The sequence below is a fragment of the Vibrio sp. 779(2023) genome (assembly GCF_033344285.1).
Lineage (GTDB): Bacteria > Pseudomonadota > Gammaproteobacteria > Enterobacterales > Vibrionaceae > Vibrio > Vibrio alginolyticus.
Genome location: NZ_JAWPOM010000002.1, coordinates 62,900 through 83,814, shown reverse-complemented (window position 1 = coordinate 83,814; position 20,915 = coordinate 62,900). Strand labels below are relative to the sequence as shown.

The following is a 20,915-nucleotide window of genomic DNA, read 5'->3' as shown; positions in this document are numbered from 1 at the left end:
TATCGCCACCGATCTAGGTTGACCGGTCTTGATTCCTTTCCGTATCTCGCAGGAAAAGTTTTGCGAGAAAAACAATCCTTGGTGGTATCCCTTTATTTATTATCACTATCTAGTGATTTATATAGGTAGGAGTGGAATAACACCGACAAATCCCGCAGTGTGCTTTGTAATAAAAGTCACAAAAATAACGGGGTTGTGTAAGTATCCTACAATTTTGTCACTTCAGAATGCAATGAAAAACTCGGCGTTGTGACCCAATTTTTTCGTTTAATTATGCATTTTTAGTTTAACATTTACGCAACATGAACGATTTTTGCCTTTAATTATGCAAGTTTATTGATTTTGACCCGCATGATGGGTGTTTGAATTGATTAATATTGTGTGTTTTTTCTTGCAGGGATGTAATTTATTTACACAGATCGTAGTGAGATTGATTACGATTTATTGTTGGTGAGAATTTATGCAGTTACATGAGTTGGTCAATACAATCGGCCAAGATCTTCAGCGTCGATACGGTGAAAAGGTTCATAAGTTAACATTGCACGGTGGATTTAGTTGCCCTAACCGCGATGGCACGATTGGGCGGGGAGGATGTACATTTTGCAATGTGGCTTCGTTTGCAGATGAGGAAGTCCAGATAAAAAGCATTCACGAACAGTTAAAAGATCGCGCAGGTGAAATTCACAGAGCGAAGAAGTATCTCGCTTATTTTCAGGCCTACACCAGTACCTATGCAGAAGTACAAGTTCTCAAAAACATGTATGAGGAAGCACTAAAGGCTGCAGACATGGTTGGTCTTTGTGTGGGGACGCGTCCTGATTGCGTCCCTGATGCGGTATTGGATTTACTGTCGGGCTATGTACAGCAAGGCTATGAAATTTGGCTAGAACTAGGTCTTCAAACCGCCAACAATGACACCCTAAAACGTATCAATCGTGGTCATGACTTTGAGTGTTATGCCGAAATCACTAAGCGTGCGCGAACACTTGGAATCAAGGTTTGTACTCACTTAATTGTGGGTTTACCCAAAGAAACCCGCGCCGAAAATATTGAAACGCTGCAAAAAGTGTTGGCCGTGGGAACGGATGGCATCAAGTTACATGGCTTGCATATTGTCGAAGGTAGCACCATGGCGAAAGCTTGGCGTGCTGGAAAGCTAGAAGCCCCTGAATTAGAAGAATATGTTGCGATCGCCAGTGAAATGATTCGTATGACACCACCAGATGTGATTTATCATCGCGTTTCATCAGCAGTCAGGAGGCCCACGTTATTATCGCCTCTGTGGTGTGAAAACCGTTGGCTAGCGATGACGGAAATTGGTCGAGATCTCAGTGCTCATGGTGCTCAAGGGAGTCTTACGGGGAATACCTTTATCTATACTAAACCGGAATTAATAGCAGATCGCTCAATAAATAACTGATATATTTTAACCAGTGTTCTTTGAAGGTTTAAACGATGGATCAGTTACTCAATTGGCTTTGGGGTGGTCAAGGCGGTTATGGCTATGTCGTCTTGTTATTAATCGCAGGCGTGTGCGCGTTAGCACTGATCTATTTGCACTTTCAGACGTCACTTAAGCAACTAGTAACGGATTCTCCCTATCCAGTCATAGTGGTGGACACTAGCCATGCTCAGCTCTTGCTATCTAACCAGGCTGCGATGCAGTTATTAGGCATTCGCTCTTTGGGAACGGGGTATTTGTATCCTGCTTTATTCGATATTCATGAGCTTGAGCAGTTTCTCGATCGCTTCTCTAGTCGTCATTTTCGTCAGCAGGCTTTTGACTGGCGACTATCTGATAGTGAATCTATTAAAGTGGAGCTGTCAGGCAGAAAGAGTTTATTGCGCAATCATCGAGTTTGGATTCTTTATGCTCAGCCATATCAAGCCACTCACCAAGAGCAGCAACAAGAACTTGCCCAATTAATCATCGCACGTTCGGCATTAGACTCACTTTCAGAGCTAATTTGTACCCAAGACCGCCAAGGCAATCTGTTAACGACCAATCGAGCATTTGATCAATTCTGGCAAGGGCGAAGGGAAGAAGCTTGCGCATCCAAGGCCTTGGGTGAGATGACCAGAAAAAGCGAACGTAAATGGACAACGGATCCACAAGGTCGAAGTTGCTTATTGGAAGTCAATCAAAACTCTCTTGTTTCGCCGAGTGGTGAGCTTATCGGTACGCTGTCTATTAGTCATGACGTGACTGAATGGCACAAGATGCAACAGAATCTGCGAGATGAAATGGAGCGTCGCAAAGATACAGAGGTGGCGCTAGCGCAAAGAGATACTATCTTACAAACGATTCTGGATGCCAGTCCGGACTCTATTGGTATTTTCAATGAGAACATGGTCTATCAAGCGTGTAATCAGCCTTTTGTTAAGGCGTTAGGCATTTCAAAAATTTCTGATTTGATAGGTAAGCGCCTCCAAGACATGATTCCTAAAGAGATGTACGCGCGCTTAGCAGACAGTGACTTAGAAGCATTACGCCAGTTAGAGCCAGTTCGATACATAGATAAAGTCGTGAGTAGTGATGGTAAAAGTACGTGGTTTGATGTGGTGAAATCGCCTTTTAAAGATAAAGCATCAGGAACGAATGGTGTGCTGATCATGGCGCGTGATATTTCTGAGCGTTATCTTGCAGAACAAAAGTTGGAAAAAGCCAACCTAGAGTTAGAAAAATTGAGCTTTATGGATAGCTTAACTCAAGTATCGAACCGACGCCGTTTCGACGAACAGCTGCAGGTATTGTGGTACCACCACGCTCGAGAAAAGCTGCCGCTCACCATCATGTTATGTGACATCGACTTTTTCAAAGATTACAACGACTGTTACGGTCACCAACAAGGTGATGAAGCGTTAGTCAGTGTCGCTACCGTGTTTACACAAGTCATCAATCGTTCTTCGGATTGTGTTGCGCGTTATGGTGGCGAGGAGTTTGGTTTTATATTGCCGAATACCACCACGGAAGGTGCGCGCAACGTAGCGCAGCGTATTCATGAGAAAATTCTACAGCTTGATATGGAACACGACAGTTCAGAAGCATCTGAACGCCTTACCGTCAGTATCGGTCTGGTCTCTTACATTCCTCAGCATGGTGATGAACCCGAAATGGGCATCGCTATGGCTGACAGTGCGTTATACCAAGCTAAAGCTGATGGACGTAATCGCACCTGTATTCACCCCAGTTCTTGCTAACGCTTTGTGACCGCTTGCTCTAAGTTGATAGCTGATTGTTTAAATCACCGTATTAAACACGTTAAACTTACAGAAGCCTGTGCGCTCGTTGGTTTATCTTTCTATCTCGTGTCACAAGCGCAGATCGCACCGTGTGTTTTTCACTAATCAAACAGACCTAAATTGCGTTAGGTCGAGTGCATTTACCTGTTTTTCATCATCGAATGGCGCTATCTAGCCACCACCATGGAGTAGTTAATGAAACCCATGAAAAATCTCGCCCAGTATTATGTCGACTTGCTAGTCAAACTGGGGATTGTTCGCTTCTCTATTTTGCTAGCCCTTGCGCTGGTGGCATTAGCTGTTGTGGTGCAGGTAGGGATTACTTTAGCTCTCAAAGGGCGAGTAGATGATATCGACATTGTCCGTTCGGTGTTTTTTGGTCTATTGATCACCCCTTGGGCGGTTTACTTCCTCTCTGTGGTTGTCGATCAACTAGAAGAGTCTCGCCAGCGTTTAACTAAGCTGGTGTCCAAACTGAAGGACATGCGTTCGCGAGATCAAGAGTTGAATTACCAACTTCAACAAAACATTGAAAAGCTTAACCAAGAAATTGAAGAGCGTATTAAAGCGGAAGAAGCACGTGAAGAGGCGATGCAAGACCTCGAAAACGAGGTGTTCCAACGCGAACGTACTCAATTAGAGTTGGCAGAACGTACCGCATTACTGCGTTCATTTATTGATGCCTCACCAGACTTAATTTACTACCGCAATGCGGATGGTGTTTTCTCTGGCTGTAACCGCGCGATGGAAGAGCTAACGGGCAAGAAAGAGCACCAGTTAGTCGGATTAAGCCCTTGGGATGTGTATAGCAAAGAAATCGCCGAGCATATCGTTGATACTGACCAAAAGGTTTTTGCCGATAATCAAGCGATTACTTACGAGCAATGGCTCGAATACCCAGATGGTCGCAAGCATTACTTTGAGCTGCGTAAAGTGCCATTTTACAGCAAAGATGGCCGTCACCTTGGTCTCGTTGGGTTCGGTCGTGATATCACTGAACGTAAGCGCCATGAAGAGTCGTTAGAGAAAGCAAGCCGCGACAAAACTACCTTCATCTCAACCATCAGTCATGAGCTGCGAACGCCGCTGAATGGCATTGTAGGCTTAAGTCGTATGCTTCTAGATAGTCCGTTGACAGAAGAGCAGCGTAAACACATGCAGACCATCAATGTGAGTGCGATTACTCTAGGTAACATCTTCAACGATATTATCGATATGGATAAATTTGATCGCCGTAAGTTAGAACTATTACCTGCGCCACTTAACTTCGAAGACTTCGTCGCAGAGATTGAGAGTATCTCTGCTCTGATGGCGGAACAAAAAGGGTTACGCTTTGACTTAGAACGTTTAAGCGACTTGCCAAAAGCAATTGAAGTGGATGCAACCCGTCTACGTCAGGTGATTTGGAACTTGGTCAGCAACGCAATGAAGTTCACCAAGGAAGGTGGCGTTGTGATGACAGTGAGCGCGGATGTCGAAGACGATTTTGCGACCATTATTATGGAAGTGGAAGACACAGGTATTGGTATCCCAGACGAAGAGCTAGATAAGATCTTTGCGATGTACTACCAAGTGAAATCAGGCAAGGACAACCTGCACGCGGTCGGTACAGGTATTGGTTTGGCGGTATCTAAGCAACTGATCAATATGATGGATGGTGACATTACGGTTACCAGTGAGGAAGGCTTTGGTAGCACTTTTACTGTATCGATCCACGTTCCGATTGTTGAACTAGCTGAGCCAGTCATTGATGCGAAACGCGACAATGTGCGCCTCAACATATTTATGGTCGAAGACATCGAGCTTAACGTAACTGTGGCTAAATCGTTACTAGAGAGCCTAGGGCACTCTGTCACCGTGGCAATGACGGGCCAAGAAGCGTTAGTGAACTTTGTGCCAGAAAAATACGACTTAGCGTTGTTGGATATCCAACTGCCTGATATGACGGGCTTTGATGTCGCCAATTATTACCGCAAGCATTATAACAATCTTCCTCCATTGGTCGCCTTAACTGCTAATGTAATGAAAGATCGTCGTGAATACTTAGATAACGGCATGGATGATGCGATCAGTAAGCCGCTGGCAGTGAATGCTATTCAGTCAGTGATTGATAAATTCTTCGCTCACCAGTTAGAACAACCTAAGGAAGTGGTGAGCGGTCCCGAAACAGTGGAAGAGCCAGTGCCTTCTCCTGTGATTGAGACACATTTGCTCGATATGGATATGTTAGAGTCTTACGTCGACATTGTTGGTGCAAAACCTGTCTACGACAGCATAAAAATGTTTGAAGATATGATGCCAGACTATATCGATGTCTTAGATTCGAACATGACAGCGAAAGATCAAGATGGGATTGTTTCTGAAGCGCATAAAATCAAAGGTGCTGCAGGTTCAATTGGCCTGAAACGTATCCAAAGTGTGGCGCAAAAAGCGCAATCGCCTGATATGCCTGCATGGTGGGAAAACATTTCAGACTGGGTTGAAGAGATCAAAAATGAATACCAAAACGATATTCAAGTCCTCAAAAGTTGGTTGGAACAAAGGAAATAACATGAAAAGAATCGCACCATTGGCGTTAGTCATGGCATTGATGGCAGGCTGTAGTTCCGTTCCAAATGTGAATTGGCAACAAAACAGTCAGATTACGATTAATGAGGTTAATGTTGAGCTCAAAAGTAATTTATGGGTGAACCTCATGCCGAATATTGGGGACGTGCAAGAGCAAAGTATTCAAGGTGCACTTTTCCTCGAAGGAGATCAGTTACTTCCTGCAAATCTAACGGCAGAAGCTCTTATTATTAAACAGGGGCAAAAAGAGTGGTTGGTGGACAGTGCGTCTTTAGATACTCGAACGCACAGTGAAAGCCGATGGGAGGTGGCGTTCTCGTCTCACATTGATTTGAACACAGAAAAATCGGTTGATATCGCAGTGCTTCTAGACGATGCGGGTAAACAGCGTTGGTTAGTCGAAAAGTACGTGAAGATTAACAAGGTTTATTAACCGCAATGATGTTGCATTAGTCGTTAGACCTAAAACAAAAAGGGCTTGCTCAATGAGCAAGCCCTTCGCATATTAGCGGTTAAATCTAGTCTTCTAGATCGCCACAGAAGCGGTAACCTTCGCCGTGGATAGTGGCGATGATTTCTGGAGTACCTGAAACAGACTCAAAGTGCTTACGGATACGACGAATCGTTACGTCTACAGTACGGTCGTGTGGCTTAAGTTCACGACCAGTCATCTTCTTAAGAAGATCTGCACGAGTTTGAATCTTACCCGGGTTCTCACAGAAGTGCAGTAGTGCGCGGAATTCAGAGCGAGGTAGCTTGTAGCTATCACCAGCAGGGCTTACTAGAGAGCGGCTGTTGATGTCTAGTACCCAACCGTTGAATTCATACTTTTCTACCGAGCGCTTCTCTTCTTGCACCGCGTTAGAGCTCATTGAGCGACTAAGTAGGTTACGTGCACGAATAGTTAGTTCACGTGGGTTGAATGGTTTAGTGATGTAGTCATCTGCACCAATCTCAAGACCTAGGATCTTGTCTACTTCATTGTCACGGCCTGTCAGGAACATTAAAGCAATGTTCGCTTGCTCGCGTAATTCACGCGCTAGTAGAAGGCCATTCTTGCCTGGAAGATTAATGTCCATAATAACCAAGTTGACTGAGTTATCAGACAACACTTGGTGCATCTCTTCACCGTCACTGGCTTCAAAAACAGCGTATCCCTCTGCTTCAAAAATACTCTTAAGAGTGTTACGAGTTACTTGCTCATCTTCAACGATAAGAATCTGCGGGGTTTGCATTGGCGGTACCTAAATTTGTGACAAAATTGTGCTAATAGAATAAATTCTAGGCAAAAATATAACATACAGGTAATGTGATTTTGATAATAAATCAAGTTGATCAAAAAAACACTTCTTTCAGTTATCCGCCCTCCATGGAATTTTGCCAACTCACCAGTATCCAATGGCGACGTTTATTCTAAAGGGCTTGTTTACCTTTCATTTCCTGCTTTCAGTGGGGCCTGAAACGTAAACACCCTAAGATATTGAGCGGATTTTATATTGTTAACAGCATGCTAACAATGCTCAAATGTTAATTCCATTCAGTTTGTTGATTTATATCAATTGATGAAATGTAACTGTTATTAATCGTTTAAGACTTATGATAGAAAAAAGTAATAAGAACATAGACGCATCGTTATGGAATGCTTATTCAGAATCTTTTTTCAGATTCGAAGCCGAGTGGCGTGTTTCAAACTATGCTGTGATAACCGCTTGGAACCCATACAGTAACTTGAGGTCCAAAGAAGAGAACAGCATAAACAATCACGCGTTAGAAAAACAACTACAGCACGTTAATTACGCGCCTGTCACGGTAGGTGATAGCGCTTTTACATGGTATGAGGAAAGCTTTGCCGTCGAGTTGTCGCCAGAGGTAGCCGTTGAATTGGCGAGTGACTTTCAACAAAACGCGATTTATTACGTCATTAATGACCAACTTTATCTTATTGCGTGCTCGCAGCCGAAAGTTTTTCATACGTTAGGCTCCATTAAACCTCGGCTCGTATAGAAGGTATAGAAAAGGATACTGCTCACTGAAGCACCGCTTGGGTGAGAAAATTCACGGAGGAAATATGAGAGACATTACACCCGATATTTGTGACCAATTTGAAGACCAAGTGAGCTTGCTTACTTTACCATTGCAGAACTTTGGTCAACGTAGCGCTTTTTACGGTGAAATCGTTACGGTGCGCTGCTATCACGATAACTCGAAAGTGCGTGAAGTACTGGGCGAAGATGGAACGGGTAAAGTATTGATTGTTGACGGACATGGATCGTGTCAGAGAGCATTACTCGGCGATCAATTAGCGATACTCGGAATAGAAAATGGGTGGGAAGGTATCATTGTCTATGGTGCAATACGCGACGTAGCACAAATATCTCAAATGGACATTGGCGTACAAGCTCTTGGAACTAACCCGTTTAAAACAGAGAAACGCGGGATAGGAGAGGTAAACGTAACCTTAACGATGCAAAACCAAATCGTTCAACCTAAGCACTACGTTTACGCGGACTGGAACGGTGTGTTGATTTCTAAGCAAAAGCTGGACTTCTAAAAACGAAAGCCTAAACCAACCTCAAAGCCTTGTTGCCAATCTTGGTAATCAAGAGTCGCGTGAAGATCCAGTTTATCGGTAATTTTTACGCGACTTGATACTTCAGCCGCGAGGCTACTGTCGTCTTGGCGAATACCTTCCGCTGTTTCGTTCTTGTAAGAGCGAACTGTACTTTTCAGCGTGACACGATCATTAAAGTGATAGCTGATCCCACTCAAAAAACCACTTTGATTTTTGGTAGGAGAGTTATTGACTCGCGCACCGACATAAACGTCTACCGAATCAAAAAGTTCGTAAGCGTAACCCGTATCGATATTCCAAACATCAAAACTGTCAGACTGATAACTGTCGCTGGAAATGAATAGTTTATGAGGAGAAGGGGATGTTTTACCTGGAAGCGGCGGAAGCTCGTTTGCTAGACAAACACCAGGCACAAAAAACAGCAACAGAAAAAGCCCTCTTTTCATGTTCACCACTCCTTGTGTCAACTTTTTTATTAGTATGCGCCCAAAGCTTCTCACTATTAAAGCATAGAATATGAAAGCTAGCTCACCTATTTTCTAAATAATTCGATCCTATGAACATAAGTCACAGTTAAGTTGTTGTTATGTGTCACAACCCTCTCGAATTATTTGATCGTACGTTTTATGGCAAAGATCAGACTAGTTATTAGATAAAAAACCGAACTGGTGATGATGGTTAAGTCCTTTACAAAAACTAACTGTAGATTTTTAAATGATCAATAATGTGTAATTAACTATAAATATCAATGACATTGCTTAGCAGAATTCTCTGAAAGATGGAAAAACAAACAATTTATTGTTGACTATGTATCAGAAACTCGGTAAACGTAGAGTTAAGCAAACACAATTAACGTTGAATATTTATTTATGCCATCTAACAGCCTAGTAGTAATGACCACGACCATTATTATTACCGACACGACACATGTTGGGGCAGGCTGCTGAGCGAAAGAAATTCACAAAAAAGGCCTGTATCCAACAAGATACAGGCCTTTTTTTATGCTTTTTTATCCAGAATTTAGACAAATTTAAGAAGATATACCGGAGGAAGGGATGCGAGTATTGAAGTTTGGCGGATCATCACTAGCTGATGCAGATCGCTTTTTGAGAGCGGCAGACATTATTGCCAATAACGCTCAACAAGAAGAAGTGGCGGTTGTTCTTTCCGCTCCTGGTAAAACAACAAACAAATTGGTTGCGGTCATTGAAGGCGCATTGCGCAATGGTGAAGCAGAACTACAAATCAAAGAGTTGGAGGAGTCGTTTAAAACGCTCTTCACTCAAGTCCAAGCAGTACTACCCAATATCGATGGTTCAGCTTTCGATAACCAAGTGAAAACTTCTCTCTCTCAATTACGCCAATTCGTTCATGGCATCAATCTTCTTGGCATGTGCCCAAACAATGTTAATGCACGTATTATTAGCAAAGGCGAACGCGTTTCGATTCAATTGATGAAAGCGGTGTTAGAAGCCAAAGGCCAGCCTGCACATCTTATCGACCCAGTTGAATACCTATACGCAAAAGGTGATCACCTTGAAGCCATGGTTGATGTAGACGTTTCAACGCAAAACTTCCGCCAAAACCCTCTTCCTCAGGGCCATGTGAACATCATGCCAGGCTTTACCGCAGGTAACGAGAAAGGTGAGTTGGTAACACTTGGTCGCAATGGCTCTGATTATTCGGCGGCGGTTCTTGCGGCGTGTCTGCGCGCAGATTGCTGTGAGATCTGGACAGACGTAGATGGTGTGTACAACTGTGACCCTCGCTTAGTCGAAGATGCTCGCCTACTTAAATCTCTTAGCTATCAAGAAGCGATGGAGCTTTCTTACTTCGGTGCTTCCGTTCTGCACCCGAAAACCATCGCCCCAATCGCACAGTTCCACATCCCATGTCTGATCAAAAACAGCTTTAACCCACAAGGTGCAGGAACTTTGATTGGGCAAGACACTGGTGAAGACAATCTGGCGATCAAAGGTATCACGACGCTAAACGACCTAACTATGGTTAACGTCTCCGGCCCAGGTATGAAGGGTATGGTTGGCATGGCAAGCCGCGTATTTGGCGCAATGTCTTCCGCTGGTGTGTCTATTGTTCTTATTACTCAGTCTTCTTCTGAGTACAGCATTAGCTTCTGTATTGAGGCAGAAGATAAAGCAAAAGCGCAACAAGTACTGGCCGATGCGTTTGAGTTGGAACTGAAAGATAGCTTATTAGAGCCGGTCGAGTTTATTGATAATGTTTCAATCATAACGTTGGTTGGTGACGGCATGCGTACATCGCGCGGTGTTGCATCTCGCTTCTTCTCATCTCTTGCTGAAGTGAACGTAAACATTGTAGCCATCGCACAGGGCTCATCTGAGCGTGCTATCTCAGCCGTGATTCCTGAAGATAAAATCTCTGAAGCGATCAAAGCGTGTCACGAAAACCTATTCAACTCTAAGCACTTCTTAGACGTATTCGTGGTTGGTATTGGTGGCGTTGGTGGTGAGCTGGTGGATCAGATCGAGCGTCAACAGGCGAAGCTTGCGGAAAAAGGCATCGTTATTCGCGTGTGTGGCTTGGCAAACAGCAAAGGTCTTCTGCTTGATAGTGAAGGTCTGCCACTCGATCATTGGCGTGATCGTATGTCGGCAGCGACAGAAGAGTTCAGCCTAGCGCGTTTGATTTCTTTGGTTCAACGTAACCACATCATCAACCCAGTATTGGTTGACTGTACATCAAGTGAAGATATTGCGAATCAATACGCTGATTTCCTAGCTGCTGGTTTCCATGTCGTTACACCAAATAAAAAAGCAAATACAGCAAGCATGGCTTACTACCATCAGCTTCGCGATGTTGCGCGCAGCTCTCGTCGCAAGCTGATGTACGAAACAACTGTGGGGGCGGGTCTACCGGTCATCGAAAACCTGCAAAACCTAATCTCAGCGGGTGATGAGCTAGAGCGCTTCAGCGGTATTCTTTCTGGCTCTCTGTCATACATCTTCGGTAAGTTAGATGAAGGTATGAGCCTAAGTGAAGCAACTAATATCGCAAAAGAAAATGGTTTTACTGAACCGGATCCTCGTGATGACCTTTCTGGTATGGATGTCGCGCGTAAGCTTCTGATCCTAGCTCGTGAAGCAGGCATGTCTCTAGAACTAGAAGACGTTGTGGTTGATCAAGCACTGCCACCAGGTTTTGATGATTCTGGTAGCGTTGATGAATTTATGGCGCGTTTACCTGAAGCAGACGCCTACTTTAAAGAATTATCTGCAAAGGCAGCGGAAGAAGGCAAAGTACTGCGCTACGTTGGTGAGATTAATGAGGGCAAGTGCACAGTAAGCATCGCTGCGGTGGATGAAAACGATCCAATGTATAAAATCAAGGACGGTGAAAACGCACTGGCATTTTACAGCCGTTACTATCAGCCAATCCCACTAGTGTTACGTGGCTATGGTGCAGGCACCGAAGTAACGGCTGCGGGTGTATTTTCTGACGTGATGCGTACTTTAGGTTGGAAACTAGGGGTATAACAATAATGAGTTCAAGTGATATGGATGTAGTGGTTTATGCCCCAGCATCAATTGGTAATGTAAGCGTTGGCTTTGATGTGCTGGGGGCTGCCGTGTCTCCAGTGGATGGCACACTATTGGGTGACCGTGTATTGGTGAAATCTGGGGCTGATCCGTTCAGCCTTAAAACGGCGGGTGATTTTGTTGAGAAATTGCCAACTGAACCAAAAGAGAACATCGTCTACGACTGTTGGCTTGTGTTTGCTCGTGAGTTAGACAAAAAAGGCGTTGAGCTAAAACCACTTGAGGTGACGCTAGAAAAGAACATGCCAATTGGCTCTGGTTTAGGCTCAAGTGCATGTTCTATCGTTGCTGCATTAGATGCATTGAACCGATTCCATGGACAGCCACTTAACGAGACAGAATTACTAGCGCTGATGGGAGAGATGGAAGGCAAGATCTCTGGTGGTATTCACTACGACAACGTTGCGCCATGTTACCTTGGTGGTGTGCAACTGATGCTTGAAGAGTTGGGTATCATCAGTCAAGAAGTGCCTTGCTTTGATGATTGGTACTGGGTGATGGCGTATCCGGGTATCCAGGTATCAACGGCGGAAGCGCGTGAGATTCTACCATCTCAATACCGCCGACAAGATATCATTGCTCATGGTCGCCACCTTGCGGGCTTTATTCATGCGTGTCATTCTGGTCAGCCAGAACTTGCTGCAAAAATGATCAAAGACGTGATCGCAGAACCGTATCGTGAGAAACTGCTTCCAGGTTTTGCGAATGCACGTCAATACGCAGCGTCTGCGGGTGCATTGGCAACCGGTATTTCTGGCAGTGGTCCGACACTGTTCAGTATTTGCAAAGAGAAAGATGTCGCTGAGCGAGTTGCTCGCTGGTTAGAACAAAACTACGTACAAAACGAAGAAGGATTCGTCCACGTTTGTCGTCTAGATAAGCAGGGTTCGAAAGTAACAGGAAGTGAGCTATGAAGCTTTACAATATAAAAGAAAATGATGAACAAGTTTCCTTTGGCCAAGCCGTTTGCCAAGGGTTAGGCCGTAACCAAGGTCTATTTTTCCCATCGGAATTACCAAAATTTGAAGATATCGATGCGCTGCTTGCAGAAGACTTTGTCTCTCGTAGCACTAAGATTCTATCGGCGTTAATTGGAGATGAACTTGCAGAAGAGCAGGTGAATGCTCTTGTTGATGCTGCATTCCAATTCCCTGCGCCAATTAATCAGGTCAAAGACGGTGTTTACGCTCTGGAACTGTTCCATGGTCCAACGCTTGCATTTAAAGATTTTGGTGGTCGCTTTATGGCGCAATCTCTTGCAGCCGTTTCGGACGGTGGCAAGATCACCATTCTGACTGCAACTTCTGGCGATACTGGCGCAGCCGTTGCGCATGCTTTCTACGGTATGGAAGACATCAACGTTGTGATTCTTTATCCAAAAGGCAAGATCAGCCCACTGCAAGAGAAGCTATTCTGTACGCTTGGTAAAAACATTCACACTGTCGCGATCGATGGAGACTTCGATGCGTGTCAGGCACTGGTTAAGCAAGCTTTTGATGATTCTGCACTGCGTGAAGAGATCGGTCTGAACTCTGCAAACTCAATCAACATCAGCCGTTTGATGGCGCAAATCTGTTACTACTTTGAAGCAGCTGCGCAAATGAGCAAACAAGAGCGTGAAAACCTTGTTGTGTCTGTACCAAGTGGTAACTTTGGTAACCTAACTGCTGGTCTATTGGCAAAAGCGTTGGGCTTGCCTATCAAACGCTTTATCGCTGCAACTAATGCCAATGACACGGTTCCTCGCTACCTAGAAACAGGTAAGTGGGAGCCAAAACCAACAGTCGCAACAACATCGAACGCGATGGACGTGAGCCAACCAAACAATTGGCCTCGTATTGAAGAGCTGTGCCGCGTGAAAGAGTGGGGCTTGGAGACGTTAGGTAAAGGCGCAGTATCTGATGAGCAAAGCGCACAGTCAGTGAAAGATTTACATGCTCTAGGCTACCTATGCGAACCGCACGGTGCGATTGCTTACCGAGTGCTTGAAGAACAATTGCAAGACGGTGAAACCGGTCTGTTCCTATGTACTGCTCACCCTGCGAAGTTCAAAGAAGTGGTGGATGATATTCTAGAATCCGATATCGACCTTCCTGCGCCACTAGCGAAGCACGCTGCGATGGAGCTGCTATCGGAAGAGCTCGACGCAGACTTTGACGCATTGAAACAAGTACTGCGCCGCGTGCAGTAAGCTTCAAAGTATAGTAAGTATCAAAAACAGAAATAACGAGAGGTGAATGAGTAATCATTCACCTTTTTTATTGTCGGTAAGTTGTGACTCTCTTTATGATTGAGAAACGAACTTAACTAAATGAGATAGAAAGAGAAGCATGCATTTTTTGATTTTTCTTGGCTCAGTGAGAAACAGCACGCCACCACGACCAGCCCGTTTAGGAATGCGAGTCAGTAAAGCGTGTGAAAAACTCATCGCGAGTCAACATTCGCAACATATGGTCGAAATCATCGACCCTTTGAATTACGACTTTGGCGATGTGTTTAAGCCCGAGTTTGCTTATCACCGCTCTAAAGTTCCGCAGCACCTAAGTGAGCTGGCAGACAAAATCAAACATGCGGATGGGTATGTGATGGTTAGCCCGGAATATAACCATTCGATGAGTCCTGCTTTGGCGAACATGCTTAACCATTTCGGCAGTTCGCTGTTTTCTTACAAGCCGAGTGCTATCGTGACCTATTCTGCCGGACAATGGGGTGGTGTTAGAGCTGCCGTTTCTATGCGTACCTTCTTATCTGAACTTGGATGTCTACCTGTCTCTGCGATGATCCACATTCCGAAAGCGCAAGAAGTCTTTGATGAACAGGGCGTTGCTGCGGATGAGTCGGAGCAGACGCAGTGGGACAACTATATGAATCGCACGATGCATCAATTGATTTGGTGGGCAGAAGGGGCGTCACTGCAAAGAGATAGGCTTGATCCAACCTCTGTAGCGCAAGCGTTTCAGAAAGATCCTTCGCAAAGAAATGCACCTTAGAGGCGAGTTGCTTTCCATTATAGAAAGGGTTTAGAAGGATTCTGAAACAAAAAAAGCTTGGTCATTGCAGACCAAGCTTTTTAAATTCTAGCGAGCTAGTTTACTGAGAGATTATAGAGTCTCAGTAAAAGTACGAGCGATTACATCACGTTGTTGCTCTGGAGTTAGCGAGTTAAAACGTACTGCGTAACCAGAAACACGAATAGTTAGTTGTGGGTATTTCTCTGGGTGTGCAACTGCATCTTCTAGTGTTTCGCGTTTAAGCACGTTCACGTTTAGGTGTTGGCCGCCTTCGATACGAGGAGCAGTTTCGATTGCAACTTCACGGCTTTCGTATTCACCTAGGTCGCTGATTGCGATAACTTGGTCTGCTTCGTAGCCAGCAGTTGCAGCAACACAGCGAGCTTCATTTTTTTCGCTATCTAATAGCCAGATAGAGTTTAGTAGGTCGTCGTTTGCCGCTTTTGTAATTTGGATACCTTGGATCATCACTATCTCCTAGACCACTTACGTGGTGATTATTGGTGTTAATTTTCGAATTTTCGTTGAGCTGAGTATTATATAGCTAATATCCACTATTTTAATATTGATTTAAGTCAAAAAACAACCAAAAACATTATTTTTATTAAGGTGATTTTATTGAGTTAAATCAATAAAACCTTTGAAAACAAACTAATTACAATTTATTTGAGAATATAAAAAATATTTAATAACTGGTTTTGTTGTAAATTTACTACAAATTGAGATTAAAGTTTAAACTGGTTAACGCAACTATCTGTATTTAGGTAGCAATACTGAAAGTCTAAAGTGATTAAATGACAAACATGAAAAACAAGCTTGGGAATAAACTCATTGGTGCACATGTCTCTGCTGCTGGTGGGGTCGATCAAGCTCCGTTGAGAGCTCGTGAAATTGGCGCGAATGCCTTCGCACTATTTACAAAAAACCAACGCCAGTGGGTGGCGAAGCCTTTAGAAGCAAAAACCATCAGTGCGTTTAAAGCGAACTGTAAAATGCTGGGTTTCGGAGCAGAGCATATTCTTCCCCATGATTCTTATCTGATTAACTTGGGTGCGCCGGAAGAAGAAAAGCTGAATAAATCCCGCGCGGCATTTATTGATGAAATGGAGCGTTGTAATCAGTTGGGGCTGACTTTGCTTAACTTCCATCCGGGCAGTCACCTAAAGAAAGTCTCTGAACAGGAGTGTCTCGCGACGATCGCCGAGTCGATCAATCTTGCGCATAAAGCGGTGCCGAATGTGATCGCTGTTATCGAGAATACGGCAGGTCAAGGCACTAACTTAGGCTGGAAGTTTGAGCACCTAGCTGAAATCATCGAGCAAGTGGAAGATAAAGATCGTGTCGGCGTTTGTATAGATACCTGCCATACCTTTACGGCTGGTTATGACTTACGTACAAAAGAAGATTGCGAGCGCACCTTTGCAGAGTTCGACCGTATCGTAGGTATGCACTATTTAAGAGCAATGCATCTAAATGATTCAAAAGTAGAGTTTGCCAGCAAAGTAGATCGCCACCATTCTCTAGGTAAAGGAGAGATCGGGTGGGATTGCTTTGAGTACATCGCGAAAGACCCTCGTTTTGATGGTATCCCTCTGATTTTGGAAACAATTGATCCAGATATTTGGCAGCAAGAGATCAACACGTTGCGTCAATTCCATTTAGCGGCCATTGACAGTTAATGGCGTAACCACAAAGTTGGCACCTTTCTTTCTTAGTCATTGAACATCAATCTCTGAATTAGCAAAGAAGGATGCCAACATGTCTCGACCACTCTCTTTTACTCCTTATGCTTACACTCGTCGCGTGCTTCGCTTACCGATGCCTAATCGTCACATTACCGGACAGGGGCACTTTCGAACGCCACAGAAGCATTAGTCTTTTATTACTTGTCTCAAGTTCGTGGTAAGTTTTTGTTTGTTTGAGTTTCGCTCGTTAGAATAGAAGCAAAATTTAGGACAGGAACTTTCCATGAATCAGTCACCCACTTGGCACGATGTGATCGGCGAAGAGAAAAAGCAGAGCTACTTTGTAGACACCTTGAATTTTGTTGAAGCCGAACGCGCCGCAGGCAAAGCTATTTTTCCTCCCGCAAAAGATGTCTTTAACGCGTTTCGTTTTACCGAGTTCAAAGACGTTAAGGTCGTGATTCTAGGACAAGACCCATACCACGGCCCAAATCAGGCGCATGGCCTGTGTTTCTCTGTACTTCCTGGTATTAAAACGCCACCGTCACTGGTTAATATGTATAAAGAGCTGGCGCAAGATATTGAAGGTTTCCAAATCCCTCAGCATGGTTTTTTGCAAAGCTGGGCTGAACAAGGCGTATTGTTACTCAATACGGTATTAACGGTGGAGCAAGGTAAAGCGCATTCACATTCAAAGACAGGTTGGGAAACGTTTACTGACCGAGTGATTGAAGCCATTAATCAGCATCAAGAAGGTGTAGTGTTCTTGCTGTGGGGGTCACACGCACAGAAGAAAGGGCGCTTTATCGATCGCAACAAGCACCATGTGTTAGCTGCCCCACACCCATCGCCACTTTCTGCACATCGAGGCTTTTTCGGTTGTAAGCATTTCTCTCAAGCAAACCAGTTGCTTACATCACAAGAAAAAGCACCAATTAACTGGCATTTGCCATTAACGGTATAAATGAAGAGACAGCGATCATGGGTGGTATGATCGCTGTTTTTTTGAGCACGCTCGAGGCTGATAGTAAATTTCTCATGTACACTTACTAAAAGTAGGTGTTAAGGAGAGACGCTATGATGATCGAAAGAATTCGACGCGAACATGGTTATATGGTTCGTCTGTTGGCGATACTGCGCCATAAGCTTAATGAGATAAAAAAAGAACGTGTAATCAACTATGCGTTAGTAAGCGAGATTGTTGATTACCTCTCTAATCATTCGGAGAAAGTACACCACCCGAAAGAAGATATCCTCTATCACCACTTTCTTGAACACTATGGTAAGCAACAAACCATGGAAAATTTAGAGAAAGAACATCTAGAGTTAGCGAGTAAAACCAGAGAGTTTTCATCCGTGATAGAGATGATCCTTCAGGATGCTGTTGTGCCACAAGACATGTTTGTCGCTCACCTAGAAGATTTCATAGAATCGCAAAGGCACCACTTGGAGCTAGAAGAGCGAAAAATTTTGCCTCTCATTGAAGAGTTATTTACCACAGAAGATTGGCAGCATGTCGAGAGCTTATGGAGCGTCAGTGAGGATGATCCTGTGTTTGGTGACACGATTGCTGATCGTTATAAGCAGTTGGCCGAACGTGTTCGTCAAAGTGATACTGAGTATGTTTAAGCCTGAGTGATGAAACCTGAGCGAGCGAAAGCCGTCTCTCGGGTTTGTGAGATACATTTCTTATTTATTGGGAATCAACCGAAAATTTAGTGTGCATATTTCTCGGCAAAAAGTACGGAAGATTCTCATTGAGTAATAATGGTATTCATACTTAAACCTTGGTACATAAACTCACGGTGTTTACGGTCACTGTAAACAAAAAACAAAAGGCACCCGTAAGGTGCCTTTTGTTTGAATTAGAGTTTAATGTCTTCCAAGTTATAATCGGTACAGACATCAAGTTCGCGCAGCTCTTTAAGCAAATTGCGTCTGTCGTTCATCTCTTCTATTTCACGCCACTTTCGCTTTACTGGTTTGGCACGAGATTTGGTTGTTGAGGTAGTATCCAGATTAAAAATGTCATCTAGTTGAAAGCCTTCCATAAGCCACCTTTACCTTTCTTAAGCTAAACTGTTGTAACCAGTCCTTGTGGAGTTTTTTAAGTACCACAATAGCCGTGAGAATAACCATGATATATTTCGCATTTGTGTCGGTAGCATGACATTTTCGTGCAAAAATATTCTCAAAATCACACTTTTTATTGCAACGATGTGGATAAAAAATGCACAAACGATCTCAAGAAAACGATTAAATAGAGAGATTTTCTATGTTAATTCGATTTGATGAATGGGTGCACTGCGCAAAGGTTAAAGTTGCATAAAATCAGTTTGATGAAATAGTGTTCAATTAGATGGTAAGTCACTAGCGTAAATTTATGTAACACCTTGTGAATACTAGCTTGTTCTTGTTTATACAGTTTACCATTCCATTTAATGAAGAATAATTATTTATGTTGGTGTTTGGTAATTGAAATGTTGCGCAGTTTGAGTGTTAAGTCTTCTATTTATGTTATTTTTTGGTGACTTTATAGTGAAAAATAACAATGTTATTCTTGTTGTTGCATATTGATTTTTGCGCTCCTAGGTTGCATTATCCGCCCGTCAAAAAATACGCTGGTACGTAAAATGGATGCATGAAGCGACGTTTACGATTCTAGATTGCCCATAAACATTACTTAAAAAGCTAAGCACACTTTGACACTTAGCAGGCAATTTGGTGGATGGCTAGGACGCATAGACTGGCGCAACTCACTTTGAGGTACACATGACAGACTTAATCAATTTGATGAACGATCTCCTCTGGGGCTCGATTCTGGTTTATCTTCTTGTTGGTGTTGGTATTTACTTCACCGTTCGATTAGGGTTCATTCAGTTCCGCCATTTCGGCCACATGTTCTCTGTTCTTAAGAACAGCCGTAAAGCAGACAAAGCTGGTATTTCCTCTTTCCAAGCGCTTTGTACTAGTCTTGCTGCACGTGTTGGTACAGGTAACATGGCGGGCGTTGCAGTTGCATTGACTGCGGGTGGTCCTGGTGCGATCTTCTGGATGTGGCTGATTGCAATGCTTGGTATGGCAACATCGTTTGCTGAGAGCACACTGGCGCAGCTATACAAAACCAAAGATGATGATGGCAACTACCGTGGTGGCCCTGCCTACTACATGGAAAAAGGCCTGGGCATGCGTTGGATGGGCGTGTTGTTCTCAGTTTTCCTAATCATCGCTTTTGGTTTGGTATTCAACGCCGTACAAGCTAACTCAATTGCCAATGCAATGAGCAACGCATTTGGTTGGAATAACCTGTATGTTGGTATTGCCGTTGTTTTACTGTCTGCAATTGTTATTTTCGGTGGCATCAAGCGTATCGCAAGAGTAGCTGAGATGATCGTTCCGATCATGGCACTACTTTATCTAGCCCTAGCGCTGTTCATCATGTTCTCTAACCTAGAGAAATTACCTGATGTATTGATGCTTATCTTTAAGAGTGCATTTGGTCTGCAAGAAGCAGCAGCAGGTGGTCTTGGCTACGCAATTGCACAGGCAATGATTAACGGTATCAAGCGCGGTCTATTCTCGAATGAAGCAGGTATGGGTTCTGCACCTAACGCGGCAGCTTCAGCAACACCTTACCCACCACACCCAGCGTCTCAAGGTTACGTACAGATGCTAGGCGTGTTCATGGATACGATCGTTATCTGTTCTGCAACAGTGGCTATCATCCTGATGTCTGGTGAGTATGTCGGTCAAGCAACAGAAGTGACGGGTATCGAGCTAACTCAGCGTGCATTGAGCTCACAAGTTGGCGATTGGGGCGGCATCTTTGTTGCTGTGGCAATCTTCTTCTTTGCGTTTACTTCAATCATTGCAAACTACTCGTATGCTGAAACGAACTTAATCTTCCTAGAGCACAATCATAAAGCGGGCTTAAGCATTTTCCGCGTTATTGTTCTTGGTATGGTGATGTTTGGTGCACTAGCTTCGTTACCAGTCGTATGGTCGCTTGCTGATGTCTCTATGGGTCTGATGGCGATAGTTAACTTAGTGGCTATCATCTTGCTATCTGGCATCGTGATTAAACTGGCCAAAGATTACAACCGCCAGCTTGGTGAAGGCAAAGTGCCAACATTTGATGCGAATGATTTCCCAGAGCTGAAATCTCAGCTTGAAGAAGGCATTTGGTACAACGATAAAAAAGACTAAGTGAGCTATCACTCATAGCTATCACTCATAGTTGAAAGCTATTAGTACGATG

At 43.8% G+C, this 20,915-nt stretch carries 19 protein-coding genes and 1 other annotated feature; of the genes, 15 read left to right on the top strand and 4 right to left on the bottom strand.

Annotated features, from left to right (window positions below):
• Nucleotides 1–460: 460 nt before the first annotated feature.
• From R8O70_RS03010 to R8O70_RS02995, 4 genes are all read left to right on the top strand, one after another.
• Nucleotides 461–1,420: a TIGR01212 family radical SAM protein gene (locus R8O70_RS03010; protein WP_062730740.1), complete on the top strand. Its 960-nt coding sequence runs from the start codon at nt 461–463 to the stop codon at nt 1,418–1,420.
• Between the two features lie 35 nt (nt 1,421–1,455).
• Entirely contained in the window at nt 1,456–3,201 is a 1,746-nt protein-coding gene (locus tag R8O70_RS03005; protein ID WP_213915917.1) for a GGDEF domain-containing protein, read from the top strand.
• Between the two features lie 237 nt (nt 3,202–3,438).
• The gene (arcB, locus tag R8O70_RS03000; RefSeq protein WP_005381826.1) at nt 3,439–5,793 is read left to right on the top strand and encodes an aerobic respiration two-component sensor histidine kinase ArcB; all 2,355 of its coding nucleotides are present in this window, start codon (nt 3,439–3,441) and stop codon (nt 5,791–5,793) included.
• Nucleotide 5,794: 1 nt separating this feature from the next.
• Nucleotides 5,795–6,244: a hypothetical protein gene (locus R8O70_RS02995; RefSeq protein ID WP_258644977.1), complete on the top strand. Its 450-nt coding sequence runs from the start codon at nt 5,795–5,797 to the stop codon at nt 6,242–6,244.
• Between the two features lie 85 nt (nt 6,245–6,329).
• Here the strand turns inward: R8O70_RS02995 and arcA are convergent, their stop codons facing one another.
• Nucleotides 6,330–7,046 carry a two-component system response regulator ArcA gene (gene arcA / locus R8O70_RS02990; protein WP_005381824.1) on the bottom strand — a complete coding sequence of 239 codons (717 nt, stop codon included), beginning with the start codon at nt 7,044–7,046 and terminating at the stop codon, nt 6,330–6,332.
• A gap of 361 nt (nt 7,047–7,407) precedes the next feature.
• Here arcA and R8O70_RS02985 point away from each other — a divergent pair, with 361 nt between their 5' ends.
• Both R8O70_RS02985 and R8O70_RS02980 read left to right on the top strand, forming a co-directional pair.
• Complete coding sequence (locus R8O70_RS02985; RefSeq protein ID WP_005381823.1) at nt 7,408–7,815, top strand: DUF3293 domain-containing protein; 408 nt, start codon at nt 7,408–7,410, stop codon at nt 7,813–7,815.
• Between the two features lie 64 nt (nt 7,816–7,879).
• Nucleotides 7,880–8,362, top strand: coding sequence for a putative 4-hydroxy-4-methyl-2-oxoglutarate aldolase (locus R8O70_RS02980; RefSeq protein WP_005381822.1), 483 nt, complete (start codon nt 7,880–7,882; stop codon nt 8,360–8,362).
• Here the strand turns inward: R8O70_RS02980 and R8O70_RS02975 are convergent.
• Nucleotides 8,359–8,829, bottom strand: coding sequence for a hypothetical protein (locus tag R8O70_RS02975; protein WP_005381821.1), 471 nt, complete (start codon nt 8,827–8,829; stop codon nt 8,359–8,361). The genes R8O70_RS02980 and R8O70_RS02975 overlap by 4 nt on opposite strands.
• Before the next feature lie 423 nt (nt 8,830–9,252).
• Between R8O70_RS02975 and thrL the strand changes: the two genes are divergently transcribed.
• From thrL to R8O70_RS02950, 5 genes are all read left to right on the top strand, one after another.
• Nucleotides 9,253–9,330 (top strand): thr operon leader peptide, encoded by a 78-nt coding sequence (thrL, locus tag R8O70_RS02970; protein WP_074192076.1) that lies wholly within the window; start codon nt 9,253–9,255, stop codon nt 9,328–9,330.
• Nucleotides 9,266–9,385: a sequence feature (Thr leader region), on the top strand. It overlaps the preceding gene by 65 nt.
• 53 nt (nt 9,386–9,438) lie before the next feature.
• A complete protein-coding gene (thrA, locus tag R8O70_RS02965) occupies nt 9,439–11,898 on the top strand; it encodes a bifunctional aspartate kinase/homoserine dehydrogenase I (protein ID WP_258644975.1) in 2,460 nt (819 codons plus the stop codon).
• 20 nt (nt 11,899–11,918) lie between these two features.
• The gene (gene thrB / locus R8O70_RS02960) at nt 11,919–12,875 is read left to right on the top strand and encodes a homoserine kinase (RefSeq protein ID WP_318184068.1); all 957 of its coding nucleotides are present in this window, start codon (nt 11,919–11,921) and stop codon (nt 12,873–12,875) included.
• Nucleotides 12,872–14,152 (top strand): threonine synthase, encoded by a 1,281-nt coding sequence (gene thrC / locus R8O70_RS02955; RefSeq protein WP_318184048.1) that lies wholly within the window; start codon nt 12,872–12,874, stop codon nt 14,150–14,152. Before thrB ends, thrC begins: the two co-directional genes overlap by 4 nt.
• Before the next feature lie 139 nt (nt 14,153–14,291).
• The gene (locus R8O70_RS02950; RefSeq protein WP_033906105.1) at nt 14,292–14,951 is read left to right on the top strand and encodes an NADPH-dependent FMN reductase; all 660 of its coding nucleotides are present in this window, start codon (nt 14,292–14,294) and stop codon (nt 14,949–14,951) included.
• A gap of 111 nt (nt 14,952–15,062) precedes the next feature.
• Here R8O70_RS02950 and grcA read toward each other — a convergent pair whose 3' ends face one another.
• Complete coding sequence (gene grcA, locus R8O70_RS02945) at nt 15,063–15,440, bottom strand: autonomous glycyl radical cofactor GrcA (RefSeq protein ID WP_005381814.1); 378 nt, start codon at nt 15,438–15,440, stop codon at nt 15,063–15,065.
• Between the two features lie 326 nt (nt 15,441–15,766).
• On the opposite strand from grcA, the gene nfo reads away from it, so the two are divergent.
• From nfo to R8O70_RS02930, 3 genes are all read left to right on the top strand, one after another.
• The gene (gene nfo / locus R8O70_RS02940; RefSeq protein ID WP_017821508.1) at nt 15,767–16,651 is read left to right on the top strand and encodes a deoxyribonuclease IV; all 885 of its coding nucleotides are present in this window, start codon (nt 15,767–15,769) and stop codon (nt 16,649–16,651) included.
• A gap of 289 nt (nt 16,652–16,940) precedes the next feature.
• Complete coding sequence (gene ung / locus R8O70_RS02935) at nt 16,941–17,621, top strand: uracil-DNA glycosylase (protein ID WP_005382846.1); 681 nt, start codon at nt 16,941–16,943, stop codon at nt 17,619–17,621.
• 113 nt (nt 17,622–17,734) lie between these two features.
• Nucleotides 17,735–18,286, top strand: a complete 552-nt coding sequence (locus tag R8O70_RS02930; protein ID WP_005381807.1) for a hemerythrin domain-containing protein — start codon at nt 17,735–17,737, stop codon at nt 18,284–18,286.
• Nucleotides 18,287–18,522: 236 nt separating this feature from the next.
• Here R8O70_RS02930 and R8O70_RS02925 read toward each other — a convergent pair whose 3' ends face one another.
• Nucleotides 18,523–18,708: a DUF3545 family protein gene (locus tag R8O70_RS02925; protein WP_005381805.1), complete on the bottom strand. Its 186-nt coding sequence runs from the start codon at nt 18,706–18,708 to the stop codon at nt 18,523–18,525.
• 721 nt (nt 18,709–19,429) lie between these two features.
• On the opposite strand from R8O70_RS02925, the gene R8O70_RS02920 reads away from it, so the two are divergent.
• Nucleotides 19,430–20,863 carry an alanine/glycine:cation symporter family protein gene (locus R8O70_RS02920; RefSeq protein ID WP_005381800.1) on the top strand — a complete coding sequence of 478 codons (1,434 nt, stop codon included), beginning with the start codon at nt 19,430–19,432 and terminating at the stop codon, nt 20,861–20,863.
• Nucleotides 20,864–20,915: the final 52 nt, after the last annotated feature.